The sequence below is a fragment of the Variovorax palleresanus genome (assembly GCF_051144945.1).
Classification (GTDB): domain Bacteria; phylum Pseudomonadota; class Gammaproteobacteria; order Burkholderiales; family Burkholderiaceae_C; genus Variovorax; species Variovorax paradoxus_S.
Window position 1 is genome coordinate 2,334,260 of record NZ_JBJNVP010000002.1, and the last position, 20,233, is coordinate 2,354,492.

The window sequence follows — 20,233 nt, forward strand, 5'->3', positions numbered from 1 at the left end:
GGCGCGGCGCTCATGTCTTGCTGGCAACAGGTGAAACCGCGACGGCGGCGGCCGCCTTGATGGCAGCGCGCTCATCGGTCGTTTGCGCCACTTTATCGCGAACATAGAGCGGCCAGGCATGTGCCGCGTCCACCGTGCGGCCGGCGGCCAGCAGCGCGGGCGCGAGGCGGAGCATGGCGGTGGCGGTCGGCAGCACTTCATGGCGCGCCGCGGCGGGCGCCAGGCGCGGGCCATAGGCGGCAAAGGCGTTACCGGCCAGGGACCAGCCGGCGGGCACTTCGAGCGCTTCGGGCGCGAGCAGCAGCGGCTCGCCGCCATCGCCTTGCAGGGCGCCCAGCGCGCCGCCGCCGTCGAAGTCGTAGCGCGCGGCATAGAGCTGGTCCATGCGCGCGTCGAGCGCGGCCACCACCTGGCGGGCGCCGAATGTGTGGCGGGCTTCCTCGGCCACGGCCAGCAGCGTGTCGACCGGCAGCAGCGGCACGCCGGAGCCGAAGGCCAGGCCCTGCGCCACCGAGCAGGCGGTGCGCAGGCCCGTGAAGGAACCCGGCCCGCGGCCGAAGGCAATGGCGTCGAGCGCGGCCAGTTCGAGCCCGGCCTCGGCCAGCAATTGCAGGATGAGCGGGATCAGCGTGCTCGACGCCTGCGCGCCGCCGGCGCCGCTGTGCGTGAACAGGCGCTCGCCACGCCGAACCGCGACCGACAGGTGCTCGGTGCTGGTGTCGAAAGCCAGGAGCTTAGGCATCGCGTCGTCCCATGGCGGTGGCCGGAACCGTGGGCATCGGGGCATTGCGCGCCCCGGCCGATTTCTGCACGCCGAACAGGATGCCGGCGGTCACCAGCAGCAGGCCGGCCATCAGGTTCCAGTGCAGCGGCTCGTCGAGCCAGATCACCGCGCCGAAGGCCGAGAGTCCGGGCACGAGCGCCGTGATCATGGTGCTGCGCACCGGTCCGAAGTACTGGATCATCTTCGTGAACGTGATGCCCGAGATGACGACCGAGCCCAGGCCCTGGAACAGCATCTGGAACGCCACCTCGCCCCACGGCGCGGAACCGATGCGGCTCGCGACCGCACCGCCCGCCACCAGCAGGCTGTAGACGGGCACATAGGTCAGCAACGCGAAGACGGTGATGGCGATGGTCGCGCGCACGGCGTCGAGCCCATGGCGGCGCGCCACCACGCTGTAGCAGGCCCAGCAGAAGGCGGCCGACATGAAGAGCAGGTCGCCCTTCCAGACCTCGCCGCCCTCGAAGGCGTGCAGCAGGCTGCGCCCGCCGACCACCAGATCGCCGGCCACGATCAGCGCCAGCCCGAAAGCGCGGCCCGGCGTGATGCGGTCGCGCAGCACCAGGGCGGCCAGCAGCGTGGTCCACAGCGGCAGGCTGCCGGGCATCAGCACCGAGGCATGGCCGGCCGGCGCGAAGAAGAAGCCGCTGTAGGCCAGCGCGGCATAGGCCACGCCGCCGAAGATGCCGGCGCTGGCGGTCACGCGCAGCGACAGGGGCGAGAGGCCGAAAAGCGAGGAGGCGGTGGTACCGTCCCTTTGCCGGAGGTCCTTCATCACCATCCAGGCACCCCAGGGCACCAGCACCAGGCTGGCGCCGCAGATGCGCGCCAGCGCCAGGTCGAAGGGGGTGAGCGAGCGTGCGGCCGAGGCCCGGGCAATCACGATGAAGGCCGTCCAGACCAGCACGGTGACCACGGCCGCGCCGATGCCGAGCGTGCGGGGCGAGAGGCGTGGCGTGGCGGGCATCCCCCCATTATCGAGGGCCCGCCCTTGGCCGCGCCGGCCAGGGGCGAATCGGCGCCGAATGCGGCGATCAGCCGCCGTCGCTGCGAAGGATGTCGAGCCCGGCCTTGCGCAACGGCGCCAGCGCGGCCTCCGGTGCTTCCGGCGACACCAGCAGGCGGGTGGCCGACGACACGGGGTTGACCATCCAGGCCGAGGCGGCGCCGATCTTTTCCGACGAGGCCAGCACCACCGTCTCGGCCGCGGCGGCCATGAGCGCGCGCTTGATCGCGGCCTCCTCGGCATCGCCGGTGGTCAGCCCGGCCTCGGCATGCACGCCGGTCACGCCCAGGAAGCAGGTGTCGGCGTGGATGCGCGAGATGGCGTCCATCGCCGCCGCGCCCACCGCCACCATCGAATGCCTGAAGAGGCGCCCGCCGATCAGCACCACCTCGACGTCCGCGTGGCCCACCAGCTCGACCGCGACCGACGGGCTGTGCGTGACCACGGTGGCGCGCAGGTTCTTCGGCAGGTGCCGCGCCATCTGGACGGCCGTGGTGCCGCCGTCGATGAACACCACCTGCGCGGGCCGCACCAGGCGCGCCGCGGCGCGGCCGATGGCCACCTTCTCCGCGGTTGCGAGCTGCAGCCGGCCCGCGAAATCGGCTTCGGCCCTGGCGAGCGGCAGCGCGCCGCCGTGCACGCGCTGCAGCAGGCCCTCGGCCGCCAGCTCGCGCAAGTCGCGGCGGATGGTGTCTTCCGACAGCCCAAGCTCCTCGCTGAGCGACTTGGCGACGACGTTGCCGTCGCGTTGCAGGACCGAGAGGATGTGTTGCTTGCGCTGGCGGGTGAGCATCGGTCGATGGTAGCTGGCGAGGAGGTCGATTGCACGAATTTTCTTGTTTCTGCACGAATTTGCGCATAAGCTGCGCGCCATGACCCTTCAAGACCGCGTCCGGGTGCACGAAGTCACCCTGCTTTCCGACAACTGGTACACGCTGAAGACCACCGCCTTCGACTGGCGGCGCAGCGACGGCGAGTGGCAGCGCATGCACCGCGAGACTTATGACCGCGGCAACGGCGCCACGCTGCTTCCCTACAACCTGGCGCAGCGCACGGTGCTGCTGACGCGGCAGTTCCGCTATCCGGCCTTCGTCAACGGGCACGACGACCTGCTGATCGAGGCCGCGGCGGGCCTGCTCGACAACGCGGCGCCCGAGGAACGCATTCGCGCCGAAGTGGAAGAAGAGCTGGGCTATCGGCTCGGCGCGGTGCAGAAGATCCTCGAAGCCTTCATGAGCCCGGGCTCGGTCACCGAGAAGCTGCACTTCTTCATTGCCGAATACGAGCCTTCGATGCGCATCGGTGACGGCGGCGGCCTGGCCGACGAGGGCGAGGACATCGAAGTGCTCGAACTGCGCATCGACGAGGCGCTGGCCATGGTGGCGGACGGGCGCATCGCCGACGCCAAGACGGTGATGCTGCTGTATCACGCGCAGTTGCATGTTTTCGCGCCGAGATAATCGGCCGATGCTTCTTCTTCGCCTCTCCTTTCTTCGTACCGCCTGCGCCCTGTCTTTGACCGCATGGGCCGCCTCGAGCGCCTTTGCCCAGCAGGCTTTCCCGACCGAAGTAGAGGCTGCCCTCGCGCGCGCCAAAGTGCCGCGCGATTCGGTGACGATGCTGGTGGCCGATGCCGACGGCGTGCGTCCGCCTCGGCTGGCCTGGCGCTCGCAGGTACAGGTCAATCCGGCGTCGATCATGAAACTGGTGACCACCTACGCCGCGCTCGATCTTCTGGGCCCAGCCTACAGCTGGAGCACGCCGGTCTATGTCGACGGCACGGTGAGCAACGGCGTGCTCAATGGCAACCTCTACATCAAGGGCCAGGGCGATCCCAAGCTGGTGCTGGAACGCGCGTGGCTGCTGCTGCGGCGCGTGCAGGGGCTGGGCATCACCACCGTGAGCGGCGACATCGTGCTGGACCGCAGCGCCTTCGAGAACACGGCCGAGAACGACCCCGGCGCCTTCGACGGCGAGCCGCTGCGGCCCTACAACGCCTCGCCCGACGCGCTGCTGGTCAACTTCAAGTCGGTCAACATGACCTTCACGCCCGAGCGCGGCGGCCAGCAGGCGCGCGTGAGCTACGAGCCCCCGCTCGCCAGCGTGTCGACGCAGCCCGCGGTGGCGCTTGCGCCCGGCGAATGCGGCGACTGGCGCACAGCGATCAAGCCCGACTTCAGCGACCCGAACCGCATCCGCTTCACGGGTGCGCTTCCGGCCGCCTGCGGCGAAAAAAGCTGGGCCGTGGCCTACGCCGACCCGCGCACCTACGGCCTGCGCGCCATCGGCGGCCTGTGGGGCGAGATGGGCGGCCGCGTCGGCGGCCAGATGCGCGAGGGCCGGGTGCCCGCGGGCCTCCGGCCGGCCTTCGAATTCGGATCGCCGCCGCTCGCGGAGGTGGTCCGCGACATCAACAAGTACAGCAACAACGTGATGGCGCAGCAAGTGTTCCTTACGATCGGGCTCACGCAGAAGAACCGCGGCAGCTTCGAGGCCTCGCGCAGCGCGCTGGGCCAATGGTGGCGCGACCGCATCGGCACCGGCGAGGCGCCGCCGGTGTTCGACAACGGCTCGGGCCTGTCGCGCGACGAGCGCATCAGCGCGGCGGCGCTCGGCAAGATGCTGCAGGTGGCCTGGCGCTCGCCGGTGATGCCGGAACTGGTGTCCTCGCTGCCCGCCACTGGCGTGGACGGCACGCTCAGGAAGCGCGCGCTGCGTTCGGGCGGCGCGGCCCACCTGAAGACGGGCTCGCTGCGCGATTCGGCCGGCGTGGCCGGCTACGTGCACGGCGCGAGCGGCCGGCGCTACGTGCTGGTGGCCATTGCCAACGGCGAGAACGCGGGGGCGGCGCGCGCCGCGTTCGACGCGCTGGTCGACTGGGCTTCCCAGGACAACTGAGCCGCCGGCTGGCGGCCGTGTACTGAAAACTTCTCTAGGTATTCGCGCCGCTTGCGTGCGGGCAGGTCGCTGCACAGAATCGGACGCCCGTTCGGTCCGACTGACAAAACATCAAGAGGCACGCCTTGAACCAGCCCCAACGACAACCTTCTTCTCCGCTGCGTGGTCTTTCAGCGCTCGCCGGCGTCACCTTGCTGCTGGCCGCCTGCGGTGGCGGCGGAGGAGGCGGCGGCATCGGCGTGGGGCTTCCGCCGCCGGTCGGCGACACCGGCCGCGGATCGGTCGTCACCGACCCGCCCGAGCAGACCGCAAAGCTGACGGCCGACCAGTTCAGGACCAACCTGCAGGCCAGCGACCAGGGCAAGGCCTTGCTGCAGGTGGCCGGCACGCCCAAGTGCGGGGTCGAGGTGCGCTATCTCGAATACCGCACGGTGGGTGGCAAGGGCGAAGCGACCAACGCGACGGCCGCGATCATGCTGCCGTCAGGGGCCGACGTGGCCTGCAACGGCGCGCGCCCGGTGGTGCTGTATGCGCACGGCACCACCGCCGCGCGCAATTACAACCTCGCCAGGTGGACCGACTCGACCCAGCCGGCCGCCGGCGAAGGCCTGACCATCGCCGCGATGTTCGCGGCGCAGGGCTACATCGTGGTGGCGCCCAACTATGCGGGCTACGACAAGTCGACGCTGCCCTATCACCCGTACCTGAACGGCGACCAGCAGGGCAAGGACATGGTCGATGCGCTCACGGCGGCGCGCAAGACTTTTTCGGGCATCGACGCGGCGGACGCGGGCTCGCTGCTGATCACTGGCTATTCGCAGGGCGGCTACGTGGCGATGGCGGCGCACCGCGAGATGCAGGCCACGGGCAAGGCGGTGACGGCGTCGGCGCCGCTCTCGGCCCCGTCGGCCATCGGCCTGCTGGCGGATTACACCTTCCTGGGCTGGCCGGCCCTCGGCAGCACGCTCTTCGTGCCGCTGCTTTCGGCCAGCTGGCAGCAGCAGTTCGGCGATGTGTACGGCAGCACCGCCGACATCTACGAAGCCCAGTACGCCACCGGCATCGACACCCTGCTGCCGAGCCTGACGCCCCTGGCCACCCTGTATGCCAATGGCAAGCTGCCGCAGCTCGCGCTGTTTCCAGCCGGCGCAACGCCGGGGCCGGTGAGCCCGGAGCTGTCGATCTTCTATGGCGCCAACAACCTGATCCGCCAGACCTACCTGACGCAGGCGGCCGGCGACATCCTGGCGAATCCCTGCCCCGGCAATGCGCTGCCCGCCACGGCCGGCTCGCTCAGCACGACCTCGCCGCTGGACTGCAGGCCGGCCGTGGGCTTCCGCAAGGCGGCGCGCGCCAACGACCTGCGCAACTGGCTGCCGGCCCGGCCGGTGCTGATGTGCGGCGGCGCCAACGACCCGACCGTGAATTTCCTGAGCACCCGCGCCACGGCCGGCTACTTCCGCGCCCGCGGCATGCCTGCCGCCGCGCTGACGGTGATCGACCTGGAAGACACGGCCACCACCGACGCCTACTCCACCGCGCGCGCCGGCTTCGCGCAGGCCAAGAGCACCCTGGCGCAGAACACCCCCGGCAGCGACGCCGACAAGCGGCAGGCCGTCACCATGGCCTACCACGGCACGCTCGCGCCGCCGTTCTGCCTGGCCTCGGCCCGAGGTTTCTTCCAGGGCGTGCTGGCCGCCGGCGGTTAAGAGGGGCTCCCTTCCAGAAATGCCGTGGAACCGGCTTCGCCGGTCCACTGGCATTGCCCCCTGAAAGGGGGTTGGCGAAGCGACACGAAGTGCGCGAAGACTGGGGGTTAGCTCAGGGACGCGCGCTGGAGGCGGTCGCGCACGCCTTCCCACTCGGGCGTGTCGGGCGGCGTCTCGACCCAGATCAGCTTGACGCCCTCTGCGTCGAACTGGCGCAGCACCGCGAACAGCTGGTGCGCGCTGGCCACTGCATCGTCGGGCATGCGCCGTTGGAGAACCCGCTGCGAGGGGCTGCGCAGTACGGCACGCGACCACACCGCAATGTTGGCGGCGCCCGCGCCGAGCACGTCGAGCGCGGTCTGGATGGCCTTGGCGTCCATCAACCGCAGTTTGGCGTTGGGCGCGTAGTGCGCCTCCAGCGTGCCCGGGGCGCGCGGGTCGGGCGTTTCGAGCACCTCGCGGTTGCTGAGGCGCTCGCCAAGGGCGGCCTCGATCTGTGCGCGCGTGATCAGGCCCGGGCGCAGCAACACGGGCGCGCCGCGGCTGCAGTCGACGATGGTCGATTCGATGCCCACCTCGCAGGCGCCGCCGTCGATCACCGGCAGCGAATCGCCGAACTCGTCGACCACGTGCTGCGCCGTGGTCGGGCTGACGCGGCCAAAACGGTTGGCGCTCGGCCCGGCAAGGCCCGGCACGCCCTGCTCGGCGCAGGCCTCGAGCAGCGCCTGTGCCACCGGATGCGAAGGGCAGCGCAGGCCGATGGTGTCCTGCCCGCCGGCTGCCGCGCCGGCCACGCCAGGCTGGCGCGTGACGATCAGCGTCAGGGGGCCGGGCCAGAAGGCCTGCACCAGCTTCTGCGCGAAAGGCGGCAGCGGCTGCGCAAAGCGCGACAGCGCCTCGGTGCCCTTGATGCCGGCCGCAACGTGGACGATCAGCGGATGGTCGGCCGGCCGGCCCTTGGCCTTGAAGATTCCGCCCACCGCCATGTCGCTGGTGGCATCGGCGCCCAGCCCATAGACGGTCTCGGTCGGAAACGCGACCAGCCCGCCCGCGCGCAGCACGCGCACGGCTTCGGCAATGGCGTGGGGATCCTGCCCGTCGAGAATCATGCGAAATCGGCCGCCGAAAGGGGCGGCAGGCCAAGCAGCGTGGCGGCCTGCGAGGCCGCGGCGCGCACGCTTTCCAGCGTGGCGCCGGTAAGGGTCAGGTGGCCCATCTTGCGGCCGCGGCGCGGTTCGATCTTGCCGTAGAGATGCAAGTGCACGCCGGGCAGCGCGAGCACGTCGCTCCAGCGCGGAGCGGCCGGCTTGGTGCCGCCCGCGGTGAACCACAGGTCGCCGAGCAGGTTCAGCATGATCGCCGGGCTGTGCTGGCGCGGCGGGGCCAGCGGCAAGCCCGCAAGCGTGCGCACCTGCAGCTCGAACTGGGACACGTCGCAGGCTTCCATGGTGTAGTGGCCGCTGTTGTGCGGCCGCGGCGCCATTTCGTTGACCACCAGGGAGCCGTCGGTCAGGACGAAGAATTCGACGCACAGCACGCCGACATAGTTGAGCCCGGTGGCGATGCTCTTGGCGGAATTGATGGCCGCCTGCGCCACGGTCTTGGGCATGTTCTGCGCATGCACCTCGGTCACGGCCAGGATGCCGTCCCGGTGCAGGTTGCGTTGGGGCGGAAAGTGCACGATCTGCCCGTCGCGGCCGCGCGCGACGATCACCGAGCATTCGAACTCGAGCGGCAGCATCTTCTCGAGCACGCAGGGCACGCAGTGCGCGGCCTGCCAGGCGTCGACCAGCTCGGCGCGCGTGGTCACGCGCTGCTGTCCCTTGCCGTCGTAGCCGAGGCGCGCGGTCTTCAGGATGCCGGGCAGCAGCCCGTCTTCACCGGCCGCGAGCTGGGCCGCGGTCTCGATGACCGCGTACGGTGCGCAGGCCACGCCGCAGCGTGTGAAATGGGCCTTTTCGGCGATGCGGTCCTGCGCGATGGCAATGGCGGCGGCATCGGGCGACACGGGCCGGGCGGCCGACAGCTTGTCCAGCGAGGGGGCCGGCACGTTCTCGAACTCGGTCGTGACCGCATCGGCCAGGCCCGCGAGCCGCGCCAGGCCGTCGACGTCGGCGTAGTCGGTGTGGATGTGGTGATGGCTCACGCGGCCGGCCGGACTGTCGGCGTCGGGGTCGAGCACGGCCGTGAAATAACCCATGCGCTGGGCGGCGTGGGCGAACATGCGGCCCAGCTGGCCGCCGCCGAGCACGCCGAGCGTGGCGCCGGGAAGAATGGGCAGGCCGTTGTTGCTCATAGGGCACCCCCGCCTTGCGGCGAAAAAGGCGACACGGCGCCGCCGTCGACCGGCGGCGGCAACGCCATGGCTTCGGCCGCGGCCGTTTGCGCGGCGCGGAAGGCATCGAGCCGGGCGCGCAGCGCCGGGTCGTTCACTGCCAGCATGGCCACCGCGAACAGCGCCGCGTTGGCGGCCCCCGCATTGCCGATGGCAAAGGTGGCCACCGGCACGCCCTTGGGCATCTGCACGATGCTGTAGAGCGAATCGACGCCCTGCAGATGGCGGCTGGCCACCGGCACGCCGAGCACCGGCACCGTGGTTTTGGCGGCCAGCATGCCCGGCAGGTGGGCCGCGCCGCCCGCGCCCGCGATGATCGCGCAGAGCCCGCGCCCGGCGGCGCTTTCGGCGTACGCGAAGAGCGCATCGGGCATCCGGTGGGCCGAGACCACCTTCGCTTCGTGCTGGATCCCGAATTGCTGGAGAATCTCGACCGCGTTGCGCATCGTCTCCCAATCGGAGCTCGAGCCCATCACTACACCGACCTGAATGGTTTCGTTCATGGTTTCAATTTTACGTTTCACCCCCAGCTGGTTCCGATGATCGACATCACTCTCGAAAATTTTCAGGCCGAACTGATCGAAGGCTCGGTCGCCACGCCGGTGCTGCTCGACATCTGGGCCGAGTGGTGCGGGCCGTGCAAGCAGCTCGGGCCGGTGCTCGAAAAGCTCGAGGTCGAGTACGCCGGCCGCTTTACGCTGGCCAAGCTCGACGCCGACAAGGTGCCGCAGATTTCGTCGCAGCTGTCCGAAATGTTCGGCGTGCGCAGCATTCCGTTCTGCGTGATGTTCAAGGACGGCCAGCCGGTCGACGGCTTCGTCGGTGCCATTCCGGCCGACAAGATCCGCGAATTTCTCGACAAGCACGTTCCCGGCGCCGAGGAAGCGGAGGCTGCTTCCGAGGGGGCCGCGGCGCAGGAGGCGCTGGCTGAAGGCGATACCGAGGGCGCGCTCGAGCGGCTGCAGCATGCCGTGGCCACCGACCCCGCCAACGACGACGCGCGTTTCGACTACGTCAAGCTGCTGCTGCAGATGGGCCGCATCGACGACGCCAAGGTGGCGTTTGCGCCGGTGATTGCCAAGACCACGCTGGTGCGCCGCTTCGATTCGCTGCAGCGCTGGATGGACGCCATCGATTTTGCGGCGCCGGCCTCGGGCCCCGCGCCCACCCTGGCCGATTTCGACGCCCGCATTGCCGCCGGCAAACGCGACTTCGATGCCCGCTTCGGCCGCGCGCAGCTGCTGATGGATGCCCAGCGCTGGACCGATGCCATGGACGAGCTGCTCGAGATCCTGATGCGCGACAAGAGCTGGAACGAAGAACTCGCGCGCAAGACCTACATCGCGATCCTCGACCTCATCGAGCCGCCGAAGGTCAAGGTGGCCGATGGGCAGATTCCGCCGGATGACCCGGTGGTGGCCACTTACCGCCGCCGCCTCAGCAGCGTGGTGCTGAGCTGAACGCCAGATTGCGCACCTTGATCAGTGCGCAATTCAACGAAAAAGCGACTCTCGGGTCGCTTTTTCATTGCTCCGCTCACCGCTTCTGGACGCGGCCAGCGGGCGCCGCGGCATTGGCGGGCCAGGGCGGTCTCGAATACGATGGCGCCGATTCAACTTGTTGCAATTGAGAAGGAAAAATCGGCCATGCGCTTCCTCGCCCGCCTCGCGCTTCCCGTCTTCGCGACCGCACTGGCAGCCGCCCTGTCCGCCTGCGGCAGCGGCATCAGCCTCGACGAGCCGATCGAAGGCCCGGTCTGGCGTCTCGCGCAGCTGGGCGGCGAACCCGTGGCGCCCGGCGGCGATGCGCAGATCCAGTTCGACCGCAGCAGCGGCCGCGTCAGCGGATCGGGCGGCTGCAACCGGGTGTCGGGTTCATTCACGCGCAGCGGCGTCACGCTGCGCATCGGCCAGCTGGCATCGACCCGCATGGCCTGCGCGGACCCGGTGCGCGGCGCCAACGAAGCGCAATTCGTTTCGGCGCTGCAGACCACCGCCAGCTACCGGCTCGCCGGTCCCGGGCGGCTCGCGCTGCTCGACGCGAGCGGGCGCACCGTGGCAATGCTGAACGCGGCGACGCGCTGAAGGCTGCCGCCGGGAGCGCTCTTCGCGCTCTTTTTTTTCCTCAGCCGGTGAGGCGTTCCAGTGCTTCGCGGTACTTGGCCGCGGTCTTCTCGATCACCTCGGCCGGCAGGCGCGGCGCCGGTGGCGTCTTGTCCCAGGGCTTGCCGTTGATCTTGGTGGCTTCGAGCCAGTCGCGCACGAACTGCTTGTCGTAGCTCGGCGGATTGGTGCCGGCGGCCAGCGCGGCTTGGTAGCCCTCGACCGGCCAGTAGCGCGAGCTGTCAGGCGTGAGTACCTCGTCCATCAGCACCAGCGTGCCGGCCTCGTCCAGGCCGAACTCGAACTTGGTGTCGGCAATGATCATTCCCTTGGTCAGCGCGATCTGTGCGGCGGTTTCGTAGATCTCGAGGCTGGTCTCGCGGATCTGCTGCGCCAGCTTGGGCCCGACGATCTCGACCACGCGGTCGTAGCTGATGTTCTCGTCGTGCTCGCCGGCCGCAGCCTTGGCGGCGGGCGTGAAGATCGGGCGCGGCAGCTTGCTGGCGTTGGTGAGCCCTTCGGGCAGCGGCACGCCGCAGACCGAGCGGCTTTCCTGGTATTCCTTCCAGCCGCTGCCGGCCAGGTAGCCGCGCACCACCGCCTCGACCGGAATCGGCGTCAGGCGCTTGACCAGCATCGAGCGGCCCGTGACCTGCGGCACCTCTTCAGGCGTGACCGCGCTTTCGGGCGCGTCGCCGGTCAGGTGGTTGGGGCACAGCTGGCCCAGGCGGTCGAACCACCACAGCGCCATTTGCGTGAGGATTTCGCCCTTGCCCGGAATCGGCTCGCCCATGATCACGTCGAAGGCGCTGAGCCGGTCGCTCGCGACCATCAGGATGCGGTCCTCGCCGACGGCGTAGTTGTCGCGCACCTTGCCGCGCGCAAGCAGGGGCAGGCTCTGGATGGAGGAGGTGTGGACGGTGGTCATGAGGCGGTGCTGTGCGGAAACGGGTGACGGGAAAAACGGATTGTGCGCGCAGAAAAAAGCCACCGCGAACGGTGGCCTGCGAATCGCGAAAAAAGTTTCCTTAGACGACTTCTTGCGCGAGCTCGCCCTTGGCGTATTTGGCGGCGACGACCTGCAGCGTGTCGCCCTTGATCTTGGCGCCCTGGCCTTCGCAGCCGAACTCGATGTAGCGCTGCTTGCAGATCAGCTTGGCGGCTTCGCGCGCGGGCTTGAGCCATTCGCGGGCGTCGAACTTCTCGGGGTTCTCGGCCAGGAACTTGCGCACCGCGCCGGTCATGGCCAGTCGGATGTCGGTGTCGATGTTGATCTTGCGCACGCCGTGCTTGATGGCTTCCTGGATTTCCTTCACGGGCACGCCGTAGGTTTCCTTCATGTTGCCACCGTACTGGCGAATGATGGCCAGCAGCTCCTGCGGCACGCTCGACGAGCCGTGCATCACCAGGTGGGTGTTGGGAATGCGGCGGTGGATTTCCTTGATGCGGTCGATCGCCAGGATGTCGCCGGTGGGCTCGCGCGTGAACTTGTAGGCGCCGTGGCTGGTGCCGATGGCAATGGCCAGCGCGTCGATCTGGGTGCGCTTGACGAAGTCGGCGGCCTGCTCGGGATCGGTCAGCAGCTGTTCGCGCGTCATGGTGTCGTCGGTGCCATGACCGTCTTCCTTGTCGCCCTTCATGGTCTCCAGCGAGCCCAGGCAGCCGAGCTCGCCTTCGACGGTCACGCCCAGGCGGTGGGCCATGTCCGACACCTTCTTGGTGACGTCCACGTTGTAGTCGTAGCTGGCAATGGTCTTGCCGTCGGCCTCGAGCGAGCCGTCCATCATCACCGAGCTGAAGCCCAGGTCGATGGCGCCCTTGCAGACGTCGGGGTTCTGGCCGTGGTCCTGGTGCATGACCAGCGGGATGTTGGGGTACTGCTCGATCGCGGCCTGGATCAGGTGCTTGATGAAGGCTTCACCAGCGTATTTGCGGGCACCGGCGCTGGCCTGCAGGATGACGGGCGCGCCGGTTTCCTTGGCGGCCTCCATCACGGCCTGGACCTGTTCCAGGTTGTTGACGTTGAAGGCCGGAATGCCGTAGCCGTTGGCGGCTGCGTGGTCCAGCAGTTCGCGCATCGAGACGAGTGCCATGGGAAATACCTCGCGGAAATAGGGGAAAAAGAAGGCGGAAAGACGAGAGAAAACTGCCGCAATTCTATCGAGCCCCCTTGTGGGACGGCACTGACAGGTACCTCAAGCCGGTGGCAAGGCGGTCGCGGGCGCCTCTAGATCGGCAGTTGCGTGGTCGACAGCACCTGCTTGAGCACCACGAAAGTCCGGATCTGCCGCACGCCGGGCAAGTACAGCAGCTGCTCGGCGTGCAGGCGGTTGAAGCTGTCGTTGTCGCGCGTTCGCACGAGCATGAAGTAGTCGAACTCACCCGTGACCACATGGCATTCGAGGCAGCCGGACACCTTCTGCGCGGCCTTCTCGAAATCGGCGAACGAGTCGGGCGTCGAGCGGTCGAGCACCACGCCAATCATCACCAGCATGCCCAGATCCAGCGCCTTCGCATCGAGCAGCGCCACGATGCCCTTGATGAGCCCCGCGGCCTTGAGCCGCTCGACCCGGCGCAGGCAGGCCGGCGCGCTGAGATTGACCTTGGCCGCCAAGGCCACGTTCGACACCGAGGCGTCGCGCTGCAGGGCGCGAAGGATGGCGCGATCCGTGCGGTCGAGCTCCACCGCCGCCTCGGCCGCCTGCGCCGGCGTGGTACGCAACTTTGTTGTGCTCATCTTTTCCTTTGCAAACCAAAAACATTCAATCTGGCGATCTTGTCTTTTTTTTGCTCGTATTTCCATCGAAGTTTGCAACCACGTTTCTTCGCCTTCTTTCTACGATCGAGGTCATTCCTCCTCCTTTTCATTTCCTCTGGAGCACATCGATGAACCTCAAGAAATTTCCCCGCCATACCCTGACCTTCGGCCCCACGCCGATCCATCCGCTCAAGCGCCTGAGCGCGCACCTGGGCGGCGAGGTCGAGCTCTACGCCAAGCGCGAGGACTGCAACAGCGGCCTTGCCTTCGGCGGCAACAAGACCCGCAAGCTCGAATACCTGATCCCCGAGGCGATCGAGGGTGGCTACGACACGCTGGTGTCGATCGGCGGCATCCAGTCGAACCAGACCCGCCAGGTGGCCGCCGTGGCCGCGCACCTGGGCATGAAGTGCGTGCTCGTGCAGGAGAACTGGGTCAACTATTCGGACGCGGTGTACGACCGCGTCGGCAACATCGAGATGTCACGCATCATGGGCGCCGACGTGCGGCTGGACAACGCGGGCTTCGACATCGGCATCCGCAAGAGCTGGGAAGAAGCCATGGACGACGTGCGCAAGGCCGGCGGCAAGCCCTTTCCCATTCCGGCCGGCTGCTCGGAGCACCGCTACGGCGGGCTCGGCTTCGTGGGGTTTGCCGAGGAGGTACGGCAGCAGGAAGCCGAGCTGGGCTTCAAGTTCGACTACATCGTGACCTGCTCGGTCACAGGCAGCACGCAGGCCGGCATGGTGGTGGGCTTTGCGGCCGACGGCCGGGCCGACCGCGTGATCGGCATCGACGCATCGGCCAAGCCGCAGCAGACCTTCGAGCAGATCGTGCGCATTGCCAGGAACACGGCCGAACTGGTCGAACTGGGCCGCGACATCACCGACAAGGACGTGGTGCTCGACCGCCGCTTCGGCGGCCCTGAATACGGTCTGCCCAACGAAGGCACGCTGGAATCGATCCGCCTTTGCGCGCGCCTGGAAGGCATGCTGACCGACCCCGTGTACGAGGGCAAGTCGATGCACGGAATGATCGAGAAGGTGCGCCTGGGCGAATTCCCCGCGGGCTCGAAGGTGCTGTATGCGCACCTCGGCGGCGTGCCGGCGCTGAACGCCTACAGCTTCCTGTTCCGCAACGGCTGAGCGAACTCGGCTCGCGCGGCAGATCTCCGTCATGTAGGCAGCCGCTCAGCCCGCCTATCCTTCCGACAATTTGCCTCGATCGGTCATCGCGGTTTGACGCGCACATACTCCCCAGAGGGCTTGGCCGACTTGTCCGCCCTGACACACAAGTGTCCGTCGCACAGCGTGACATCGGCCTCGTTGTAAGCCTTGAGCAATGTGGCAGAAATTTGGTTCTTCGAGATCTCGTCGTAGTAGTGACTCGACAACCAAACACCGCCCGACAGCATCAACACCAGGCTGCCCAGCGTGATGCCTGCGACCTTCCAGATCAGGTGGCGGTGCAACGCCTCGGCACGTCGGAGCTGCGCGCTCAAGGCAAGAGAAGACTGATGGATTTGTTCGCCTGCTTCGCGCAGGCGCCGTTCATAGTCGGAAACCGGCCGCTCGATGCCACCGCGAACATCTGCAAGCACCGCCTCTGGCAGCCGGCCCAGCTGCTCGTTGGCGGCTTGGCGCACCACGGCCGGCACCTGTTGGGAAAGCCTCTGCAGTTCCGAGCCGGATTGCTCGCATCGGCGCTCGAACTTTTCGACCAGCGCGCTCATCTTGCTGGCCAACGCCAGCATGGTTTGATCGTTCACTTTTATTTGCCTCGCCTGTTCCGCGCGTGGATGGGCTCAATGGCGCATGACCATCGCCGGCGCATTCATTGCAGGCTGCTGCTGCGCTTGCGCCTGTTGTTGCGCAACCCATTGCTCCTGCCGATTCACTTCCGCAATTCCCTCTGCGATCACCTCTCGGCCCGGCGGCAGGTCCGCCAACGTCTGTTGCATTCTTCTGAAGGTGGCGTCATCGGCGCTCAGCATGCGGTCCAGAAATGCGGACAGGTCGTCAGTGGGTGAGGGCTCCTTGGATGGCGTCTGCGGCGTGCGTTGCGCTTCGCCCGTTGCTTCTGCAGGCGCGGCGCCAGGCAGCATGCGGCTCGCCTCGACTTCACAGAATTGGCCGTAGGTTTGCCTGGTGTTCGATGTGACGTTGCCCCTGTTGTTCTGAGCCAGCGCATAGACGGCCGCCTCCATGACCTGAGTGGCGGTCATGTGGCCGGGTTCTTCCCGGGCGGCATCCGAAATGCGTCTGGCGATCAGGTGGTCCTGGCCTTCGCCGCGGCTACCGTGCACCCCTTCACCGCGCCAGCGGGATTCCAGTTGAACTTCCTGTTCCGTAAGGGGCCGTTGCTCGAGCTCGGCGGCCAAGCGATTGGTTTCCAGGATTTCTTCGCGCACTTTGACTTCGTTGTAGTGGGCGTAGCCTTCGGTCAGGTGGCAGGCGCTCTCGTAAGCGGCCTTGTCTTTTCCCGTCAGGGCGTTGGAGCGCGCGGTCGCGATGGCGGCATTGGGTTCTTCAACGCGAAAGTGCCCGAGTTCGTGGGCCAGGATGCTGACTGTGCCTTCGGGGGTGGTGAAGCGGTCGAGGGCGATGCGGAGGCGGCCGGGATTGTCCTTATCCACCGGCGTCCTGTACTCGCCCGCACCGGCTTCTGGGTTGATCCTTCCAGCGGCCGTGTAATCGCTGGAGGCATAGGCGCGCATGTCGGCCTTGAGCGTTTCCGACCTGTTGATCATTGCGAGCGCCTCGGGCGAAATCTTGTACGCCTTGAATTTGTTCTTCTCGTCGGCCAACCACTCTGCTGTGATGGCCGTGGTGAAAGTGCTCATTTTTTGGTTCCCTCTCTCTGATTCTTTAGTGATTCAAGGTCGCGCTGAACGGTGATGCCTCCCACGCATTCGTAGTAACTGAAATCGAATTCAATTCGCCCGTTCCTAGGCCCCTTGAAGAAGCGGGGAGTGACATAGAAGATGCCCTGGAGCTTTCCTGTTTGAAAGGGCGGCGTTGGCACCCCCCCTGGCAACGCCACAGCAGGCGCTACGGGACGGTGTGGCGAGACGGTGAAGCCGTCGCCGAAGGTGGCGATCACATCCGCCAGTGTCACGCATGATTTCCTGATGTCGACGTCAAAGCTGAAATACCTTTTCCCCCCAAACCTTGGTCTGTCGTCATCTGCACGCTTGTAGTAAAAGTTGCTGACGCCCGCTGGCAAATGTTGAAGCTCTTCTGCGTTCCCCGCTCCCGCCGAGATCCGCCAAGGAACATTTCTGGACTCGCTGTAGTCCCGGTCGTTCTTGATCCCCAGGGTTTCATAAAACAGGTGGCTTGGATCGGAGAGGTCATCCGTCCGTGCGATGCACCAGGCCAGTTCGACGATCGGGTGTTTCGGCGGCCGGGCTTCGGCGCTCTGAACCGCGCATGATGCTGCCGTCGAGGAGTTGAAATTCGACACCCCCGGCAGAACGCCGCACCCTGCGACGGACACCGCCGTCGCCAAGGCCAGCAGCACCGCTTTGAATGCGTGCAATTGCTTCATTGATTTCCCGCCCTTCCGGATGTCGCGATCACATCCGCAGTGTCACGCAGGATTTCTTGGGGTCGGTTCAAAACCAACGCGCCTTTTCCCGCTGATCGTGAACTTATCGACGTCTATGCGTTGGAAGGATTGAAATTCGACACACCCGGCGGAACGCCGCACCTTGCAACGGACAGCGCCGTCAGCAAAGCCGGCAGCATCGCCTTGGATGTAGCAATTCCCCATTTGATGTCCCCCGCCCTTCCGGCGCTCGAGACATCGTCGATGCCCGATCGATCAGCTCGCGCGGCAGATCTTGAGCATGTTGGTGCCGCCCGGGGCACCCATCGGCTCGCCGCAGGTAATCGCATAGACGTCGCCGGTCTGCACGATGCCGCGCTTCTTCAAGTGGGCTTCGGCCTGCTCGAGCGCGGTGTCGCGGTCGCTTTCCGAATCCATCAGCAGCGGGCGCACGTTGCGGTAGAGCGCCATCCTGCGCTGCGTGGCAAGGCGCGAGGTCAGCGCGTACATCGGAATGTGCGCGCGGTGGCGGCTCATCCACAGCGGCGTGGAGCCCGACTCGGTGAGTGCCACGATGGCCTTGGCGCCGAGATGGTGGGCCGTGAACAGCGCGCCCATGGCAATCGACTGGTCGATGCGGCTGTAGGTCTTGCCGCTGAAGTCGGCGTCGAGCATCTTGTCCTCGGCCGATTCGGCGGCCTCGCAGATGCGGCTCATCTCCTGCACGGTTTCGAGCGGGTAGCGGCCCGAGGCGGTTTCGGCCGAGAGCATCACGGCATCGGTGCCGTCGAGCACGGCATTGGCCACGTCGCTCACCTCGGCGCGCGTGGGCACGGGGTTGGTGATCATCGACTCCATCATCTGGGTCGCGGTGATCACCACCTTGTCCATGTCGCGCGCCATGCGGATCATCTTTTTCTGCAGCGCGGGCACGGCGGCATTGCCCACCTCCACCGCGAGATCGCCGCGCGCCACCATGATGCCGTCGCTCGCGCGGAGGATCTCCTCCAGCTTGGGAATGGCTTCGGCACGCTCGATCTTGGCGATCAGGCCCGGCTTGTGGCCGAATTCGGCCGCGGCCACGTTGCACAGCTGGCGCGCCATTTCCATGTCGGTGGCGTTCTTGGGAAAGCTCACCGCCACGTAGTCGGCCTGGAAGCTCATCGCGGTCTTGATGTCTTCCATGTCCTTGGCCGTGAGCGCCGGCGCCGTGAGGCCGCCGCCCTGCTTGTTGATGCCCTTGTTGTTGGAGAGCTCGCCGCCCAGCTTGACGGTGGTGTGCACCGCCTCGCCGCGCACCGCGTCGACCGTGAGCACGATGAGGCCGTCGTTCAGCAACAGCTTGTCGCCGGGGCGCACGTCGCGCGGCAGGTCCTTGTAGTCGAGGCCGACCGCGTCGGTGTCGCCGGGTTCGGTGCGCGAGGCGTCGAGCACGAACTTGGCGCCCGGCTCGAGCCAGACCTTGCCCTGGGCGAACTTGCCGACGCGGATCTTGGGGCCCTGCAGGTCGGCCATGATCGCCACCTCGCGGCCGGTCTTGCGGGCCGCCTCTCGCACCATGGCCGCGCGGTCGATGTGGTCCTGCGCCGTGCCGTGGCTGAAATTGAGCCGCACCACGCTGACCTTGTTCAGGATCATCTGTTCCAGCAGCTCGGGCGTATTGGACGCCGGGCCGAGCGTGGCGACGATCTTGGTGGCGTGGCGGGGAAGGCGATCCGTGATCATTGAGCTAGTCTCCATTTTGTATCCGCTACTGTATACACTTTGTGTGACTACAGGAAGTGGACGCGGCGCCCACGCGAGAAAAATCAGCCCGCGGCGCGCTTGGCAAGAATCTCGAAAGCCGGCAGGGTCTTGCCCTCGAGCACTTCGAGGAAGGCGCCGCCGCCGGTCGAGATGTAGCCGACCTGCTTTTCGATGCCGTACTTGGCAATGGCCGCGAGCGTGTCGCCGCCGCCGGCGATCGAGAAGGCGCTGCTTTCGGCGATGGCCTGGGCGATGGCCTTGGTGCCACCCGCGAAGGCATCGAACTCGAACACGCCCACCGGGCCGTTCCAGACGATGGTGCCGGCTTCGCGCAGCTGCGCGGCCAGCTGCGCGGCGGTCTTGGGGCCGATGTCCAGGATCAGGTCGTCGTCGGCCACGTCGTTCGCGTCCTTCACCGTGGCGGGCGCATCGGCCGCAAAGGTCTTGGCCGTGACCACGTCCACCGGAATCGGCACGTCGGCGCCGCGGGCGCGCATGGATTCGATCACCGCCTTGGCCTGGTCGATCAGGTCGGGCTCCGCCAGCGACTTGCCGATCTTGAGGCCGGCCGCGAGCATGAAGGTGTTGGCAATGCCGCCGCCGACGATCAGCTGGTCGACGTTGGCCGACAGGCTCTTGAGGATGGTCAGCTTGGTGCTCACCTTGGAGCCCGCCACGATGGCCACCAGCGGCCGCTTGGGCAATGCCAGCGCCTTGGAGATGGCGTCGATCTCGGCCGCGAGCAGCGGGCCGGCCGCGGCCACCTTGGCGAACTGCGCGATGCCGTAGGTGGTGGCTTCGGCGCGGTGGGCCGTGCCGAAGGCGTCGTTCACGTAGATGTCGGTGAGCGCGGCGAGCTTGCGGGCCAGCGCTTCGTCGTTCTTCTTCTCGCCCTTGTTGACGCGGCAGTTCTCGAGCAGCACGACCTGGCCGGGCTTCACGTCGACGCCGTCGACCCAGTTGGCCACCAGCGGAACCTCGCGGCCCAGCAGCTCGCCCAGGCGCTTGGCCACGGGAGCCAGCGAGTCCTCGGGCTTGAATTCGCCTTCGGTCGGGCGGCCCAGGTGCGAGGTGACCATCACGGCGGCGCCGGAATCGAGCGCCAGCTGGATGCAGGGCACCGAGGCGCGCACGCGCGTGTCTTCGGTGATGTTGCCGGCGTCGTCCTGCGGCACGTTGAGGTCGGCACGGATGAAGACGCGCTGGCCGGCGGCCTTGCCCTGCGCGCAGAGGTCGGTGAATCGAATGACGTTCATGGATCTGGAGGTGGTGGAAGACAAGTCGCCCGCATTGTAGGTTTCGCCCCGCGGCGGCTCTACCCGCGTCATGCCGTGCGCCGATGCTTT

20 protein-coding genes are annotated in these 20,233 nt (G+C 67.3%); 6 read left to right on the top strand and 14 right to left on the bottom strand.

What is annotated here, in order from left to right:
• Positions 1-10 precede the first annotated feature (10 nt).
• The 3 genes from tsaB to ACJ7Z0_RS14950 all read right to left on the bottom strand — a co-directional run bounded on the left by tsaB (position 11) and on the right by ACJ7Z0_RS14950 (position 2,583).
• The gene (gene tsaB, locus ACJ7Z0_RS14940; RefSeq protein ID WP_434790442.1) at positions 11-742 is read right to left on the bottom strand and encodes a tRNA (adenosine(37)-N6)-threonylcarbamoyltransferase complex dimerization subunit type 1 TsaB; all 732 of its coding nucleotides are present in this window, start codon (positions 740-742) and stop codon (positions 11-13) included.
• Complete coding sequence (locus tag ACJ7Z0_RS14945) at positions 735-1,751, bottom strand: DMT family transporter (RefSeq protein WP_434790443.1); 1,017 nt, start codon at positions 1,749-1,751, stop codon at positions 735-737. Before ACJ7Z0_RS14945 ends, tsaB begins: the two co-directional genes overlap by 8 nt.
• Positions 1,752-1,818: 67 nt before the next feature.
• Positions 1,819-2,583: a DeoR/GlpR family DNA-binding transcription regulator gene (locus ACJ7Z0_RS14950; RefSeq protein ID WP_434790444.1), complete on the bottom strand. Its 765-nt coding sequence runs from the start codon at positions 2,581-2,583 to the stop codon at positions 1,819-1,821.
• A 79-nt stretch (positions 2,584-2,662) separates the two neighbouring features.
• Here ACJ7Z0_RS14950 and ACJ7Z0_RS14955 point away from each other — a divergent pair, with 79 nt between their 5' ends.
• The 3 genes from ACJ7Z0_RS14955 (at position 2,663) to ACJ7Z0_RS14965 (ending at position 6,397) form a co-directional block, all read left to right on the top strand.
• The gene (locus tag ACJ7Z0_RS14955) at positions 2,663-3,250 is read left to right on the top strand and encodes an NUDIX hydrolase (RefSeq protein WP_434790445.1); all 588 of its coding nucleotides are present in this window, start codon (positions 2,663-2,665) and stop codon (positions 3,248-3,250) included.
• Between the two features lie 7 nt (positions 3,251-3,257).
• Complete coding sequence (gene dacB / locus ACJ7Z0_RS14960) at positions 3,258-4,688, top strand: D-alanyl-D-alanine carboxypeptidase/D-alanyl-D-alanine endopeptidase (RefSeq protein ID WP_434790446.1); 1,431 nt, start codon at positions 3,258-3,260, stop codon at positions 4,686-4,688.
• 125 nt (positions 4,689-4,813) lie between these two features.
• A complete protein-coding gene (locus tag ACJ7Z0_RS14965) occupies positions 4,814-6,397 on the top strand; it encodes an alpha/beta hydrolase family protein (protein WP_434790447.1) in 1,584 nt (527 codons plus the stop codon).
• A 107-nt stretch (positions 6,398-6,504) separates the two neighbouring features.
• On the opposite strand, the gene ACJ7Z0_RS14970 is transcribed toward ACJ7Z0_RS14965, so the two are convergent.
• The 3 genes from ACJ7Z0_RS14970 to purE are packed head-to-tail and all read right to left on the bottom strand — an operon-like array spanning position 6,505 to position 9,235.
• Positions 6,505-7,506: an L-threonylcarbamoyladenylate synthase gene (locus ACJ7Z0_RS14970; protein ID WP_434790448.1), complete on the bottom strand. Its 1,002-nt coding sequence runs from the start codon at positions 7,504-7,506 to the stop codon at positions 6,505-6,507.
• Complete coding sequence (locus ACJ7Z0_RS14975; RefSeq protein ID WP_434790449.1) at positions 7,503-8,693, bottom strand: 5-(carboxyamino)imidazole ribonucleotide synthase; 1,191 nt, start codon at positions 8,691-8,693, stop codon at positions 7,503-7,505. The genes ACJ7Z0_RS14970 and ACJ7Z0_RS14975 overlap by 4 nt, the downstream gene beginning before the upstream one ends.
• Complete coding sequence (purE, locus tag ACJ7Z0_RS14980; RefSeq protein ID WP_431126579.1) at positions 8,690-9,235, bottom strand: 5-(carboxyamino)imidazole ribonucleotide mutase; 546 nt, start codon at positions 9,233-9,235, stop codon at positions 8,690-8,692. The genes ACJ7Z0_RS14975 and purE overlap by 4 nt, the downstream gene beginning before the upstream one ends.
• Before the next feature lie 36 nt (positions 9,236-9,271).
• Between purE and ACJ7Z0_RS14985 the strand changes: the two genes are divergently transcribed.
• Both ACJ7Z0_RS14985 and ACJ7Z0_RS14990 read left to right on the top strand, forming a co-directional pair.
• Positions 9,272-10,192, top strand: a complete 921-nt coding sequence (locus ACJ7Z0_RS14985; RefSeq protein WP_434790450.1) for a tetratricopeptide repeat protein — start codon at positions 9,272-9,274, stop codon at positions 10,190-10,192.
• A gap of 186 nt (positions 10,193-10,378) precedes the next feature.
• Positions 10,379-10,816 (top strand): META domain-containing protein, encoded by a 438-nt coding sequence (locus tag ACJ7Z0_RS14990; RefSeq protein WP_434790451.1) that lies wholly within the window; start codon positions 10,379-10,381, stop codon positions 10,814-10,816.
• Positions 10,817-10,856: 40 nt separating this feature from the next.
• Here the strand turns inward: ACJ7Z0_RS14990 and ACJ7Z0_RS14995 are convergent, their stop codons facing one another.
• From ACJ7Z0_RS14995 to ACJ7Z0_RS15005, 3 genes are all read right to left on the bottom strand, one after another.
• Positions 10,857-11,762, bottom strand: coding sequence for a phosphoribosylaminoimidazolesuccinocarboxamide synthase (locus tag ACJ7Z0_RS14995; RefSeq protein ID WP_434790452.1), 906 nt, complete (start codon positions 11,760-11,762; stop codon positions 10,857-10,859).
• 100 nt (positions 11,763-11,862) lie between these two features.
• Positions 11,863-12,927, bottom strand: coding sequence for a class II fructose-bisphosphate aldolase (gene fba, locus ACJ7Z0_RS15000; RefSeq protein ID WP_013544161.1), 1,065 nt, complete (start codon positions 12,925-12,927; stop codon positions 11,863-11,865).
• A 134-nt stretch (positions 12,928-13,061) separates the two neighbouring features.
• The gene (locus ACJ7Z0_RS15005; RefSeq protein ID WP_434790453.1) at positions 13,062-13,571 is read right to left on the bottom strand and encodes an Lrp/AsnC family transcriptional regulator; all 510 of its coding nucleotides are present in this window, start codon (positions 13,569-13,571) and stop codon (positions 13,062-13,064) included.
• 149 nt (positions 13,572-13,720) lie between these two features.
• On the opposite strand from ACJ7Z0_RS15005, the gene ACJ7Z0_RS15010 reads away from it, so the two are divergent.
• Positions 13,721-14,737 carry a 1-aminocyclopropane-1-carboxylate deaminase gene (locus ACJ7Z0_RS15010; protein ID WP_434790454.1) on the top strand — a complete coding sequence of 339 codons (1,017 nt, stop codon included), beginning with the start codon at positions 13,721-13,723 and terminating at the stop codon, positions 14,735-14,737.
• A gap of 83 nt (positions 14,738-14,820) precedes the next feature.
• On the opposite strand, the gene ACJ7Z0_RS15015 is transcribed toward ACJ7Z0_RS15010, so the two are convergent.
• The 5 genes from ACJ7Z0_RS15015 to ACJ7Z0_RS15035 all read right to left on the bottom strand — a co-directional run bounded on the left by ACJ7Z0_RS15015 (position 14,821) and on the right by ACJ7Z0_RS15035 (position 20,143).
• A complete protein-coding gene (locus ACJ7Z0_RS15015) occupies positions 14,821-15,360 on the bottom strand; it encodes a hypothetical protein (protein WP_434790455.1) in 540 nt (179 codons plus the stop codon).
• 36 nt (positions 15,361-15,396) lie between these two features.
• Positions 15,397-16,434, bottom strand: a complete 1,038-nt coding sequence (locus ACJ7Z0_RS15020; RefSeq protein ID WP_434790456.1) for a hypothetical protein — start codon at positions 16,432-16,434, stop codon at positions 15,397-15,399.
• Positions 16,431-17,141, bottom strand: a complete 711-nt coding sequence (locus tag ACJ7Z0_RS15025) for a hypothetical protein (RefSeq protein WP_434790457.1) — start codon at positions 17,139-17,141, stop codon at positions 16,431-16,433. Before ACJ7Z0_RS15025 ends, ACJ7Z0_RS15020 begins: the two co-directional genes overlap by 4 nt.
• Positions 17,142-17,417: 276 nt before the next feature.
• Positions 17,418-18,866: a pyruvate kinase gene (gene pyk, locus ACJ7Z0_RS15030; RefSeq protein WP_021012969.1), complete on the bottom strand. Its 1,449-nt coding sequence runs from the start codon at positions 18,864-18,866 to the stop codon at positions 17,418-17,420.
• 83 nt (positions 18,867-18,949) lie between these two features.
• Positions 18,950-20,143, bottom strand: coding sequence for a phosphoglycerate kinase (locus ACJ7Z0_RS15035; RefSeq protein WP_431126567.1), 1,194 nt, complete (start codon positions 20,141-20,143; stop codon positions 18,950-18,952).
• Positions 20,144-20,233 lie beyond the last annotated feature (90 nt).

What these genes read in the sequence shown, in the direction of transcription:
- tsaB (WP_434790442.1), bottom strand. Translation starts at nt 742, where the DNA reads ATGCCTAAGCTCCTGGCTTTCGACACCAGCACCGAGCACCTGTCGGTC.
- ACJ7Z0_RS14945 (WP_434790443.1), bottom strand. Translation starts at nt 1,751, where the DNA reads ATGCCCGCCACGCCACGCCTCTCGCCCCGCACGCTCGGCATCGGCGCG.
- ACJ7Z0_RS14950 (WP_434790444.1), bottom strand. Translation starts at nt 2,583, where the DNA reads ATGCTCACCCGCCAGCGCAAGCAACACATCCTCTCGGTCCTGCAACGC.
- ACJ7Z0_RS14955 (WP_434790445.1), top strand. Translation starts at nt 2,663, where the DNA reads ATGACCCTTCAAGACCGCGTCCGGGTGCACGAAGTCACCCTGCTTTCC.
- dacB (WP_434790446.1), top strand. Translation starts at nt 3,258, where the DNA reads ATGCTTCTTCTTCGCCTCTCCTTTCTTCGTACCGCCTGCGCCCTGTCT.
- ACJ7Z0_RS14970 (WP_434790448.1), bottom strand. Translation starts at nt 7,506, where the DNA reads ATGATTCTCGACGGGCAGGATCCCCACGCCATTGCCGAAGCCGTGCGC.
- ACJ7Z0_RS14975 (WP_434790449.1), bottom strand. Translation starts at nt 8,693, where the DNA reads ATGAGCAACAACGGCCTGCCCATTCTTCCCGGCGCCACGCTCGGCGTG.
- purE (WP_431126579.1), bottom strand. Translation starts at nt 9,235, where the DNA reads ATGAACGAAACCATTCAGGTCGGTGTAGTGATGGGCTCGAGCTCCGAT.
- ACJ7Z0_RS14985 (WP_434790450.1), top strand. Translation starts at nt 9,272, where the DNA reads ATGATCGACATCACTCTCGAAAATTTTCAGGCCGAACTGATCGAAGGC.
- ACJ7Z0_RS14990 (WP_434790451.1), top strand. Translation starts at nt 10,379, where the DNA reads ATGCGCTTCCTCGCCCGCCTCGCGCTTCCCGTCTTCGCGACCGCACTG.
- ACJ7Z0_RS14995 (WP_434790452.1), bottom strand. Translation starts at nt 11,762, where the DNA reads ATGACCACCGTCCACACCTCCTCCATCCAGAGCCTGCCCCTGCTTGCG.
- fba (WP_013544161.1), bottom strand. Translation starts at nt 12,927, where the DNA reads ATGGCACTCGTCTCGATGCGCGAACTGCTGGACCACGCAGCCGCCAAC.
- ACJ7Z0_RS15005 (WP_434790453.1), bottom strand. Translation starts at nt 13,571, where the DNA reads ATGAGCACAACAAAGTTGCGTACCACGCCGGCGCAGGCGGCCGAGGCG.
- ACJ7Z0_RS15010 (WP_434790454.1), top strand. Translation starts at nt 13,721, where the DNA reads ATGAACCTCAAGAAATTTCCCCGCCATACCCTGACCTTCGGCCCCACG.
- ACJ7Z0_RS15020 (WP_434790456.1), bottom strand. Translation starts at nt 16,434, where the DNA reads ATGAGCACTTTCACCACGGCCATCACAGCAGAGTGGTTGGCCGACGAG.
- ACJ7Z0_RS15025 (WP_434790457.1), bottom strand. Translation starts at nt 17,141, where the DNA reads ATGAAGCAATTGCACGCATTCAAAGCGGTGCTGCTGGCCTTGGCGACG.
- pyk (WP_021012969.1), bottom strand. Translation starts at nt 18,866, where the DNA reads ATGATCACGGATCGCCTTCCCCGCCACGCCACCAAGATCGTCGCCACG.
- ACJ7Z0_RS15035 (WP_431126567.1), bottom strand. Translation starts at nt 20,143, where the DNA reads ATGAACGTCATTCGATTCACCGACCTCTGCGCGCAGGGCAAGGCCGCC.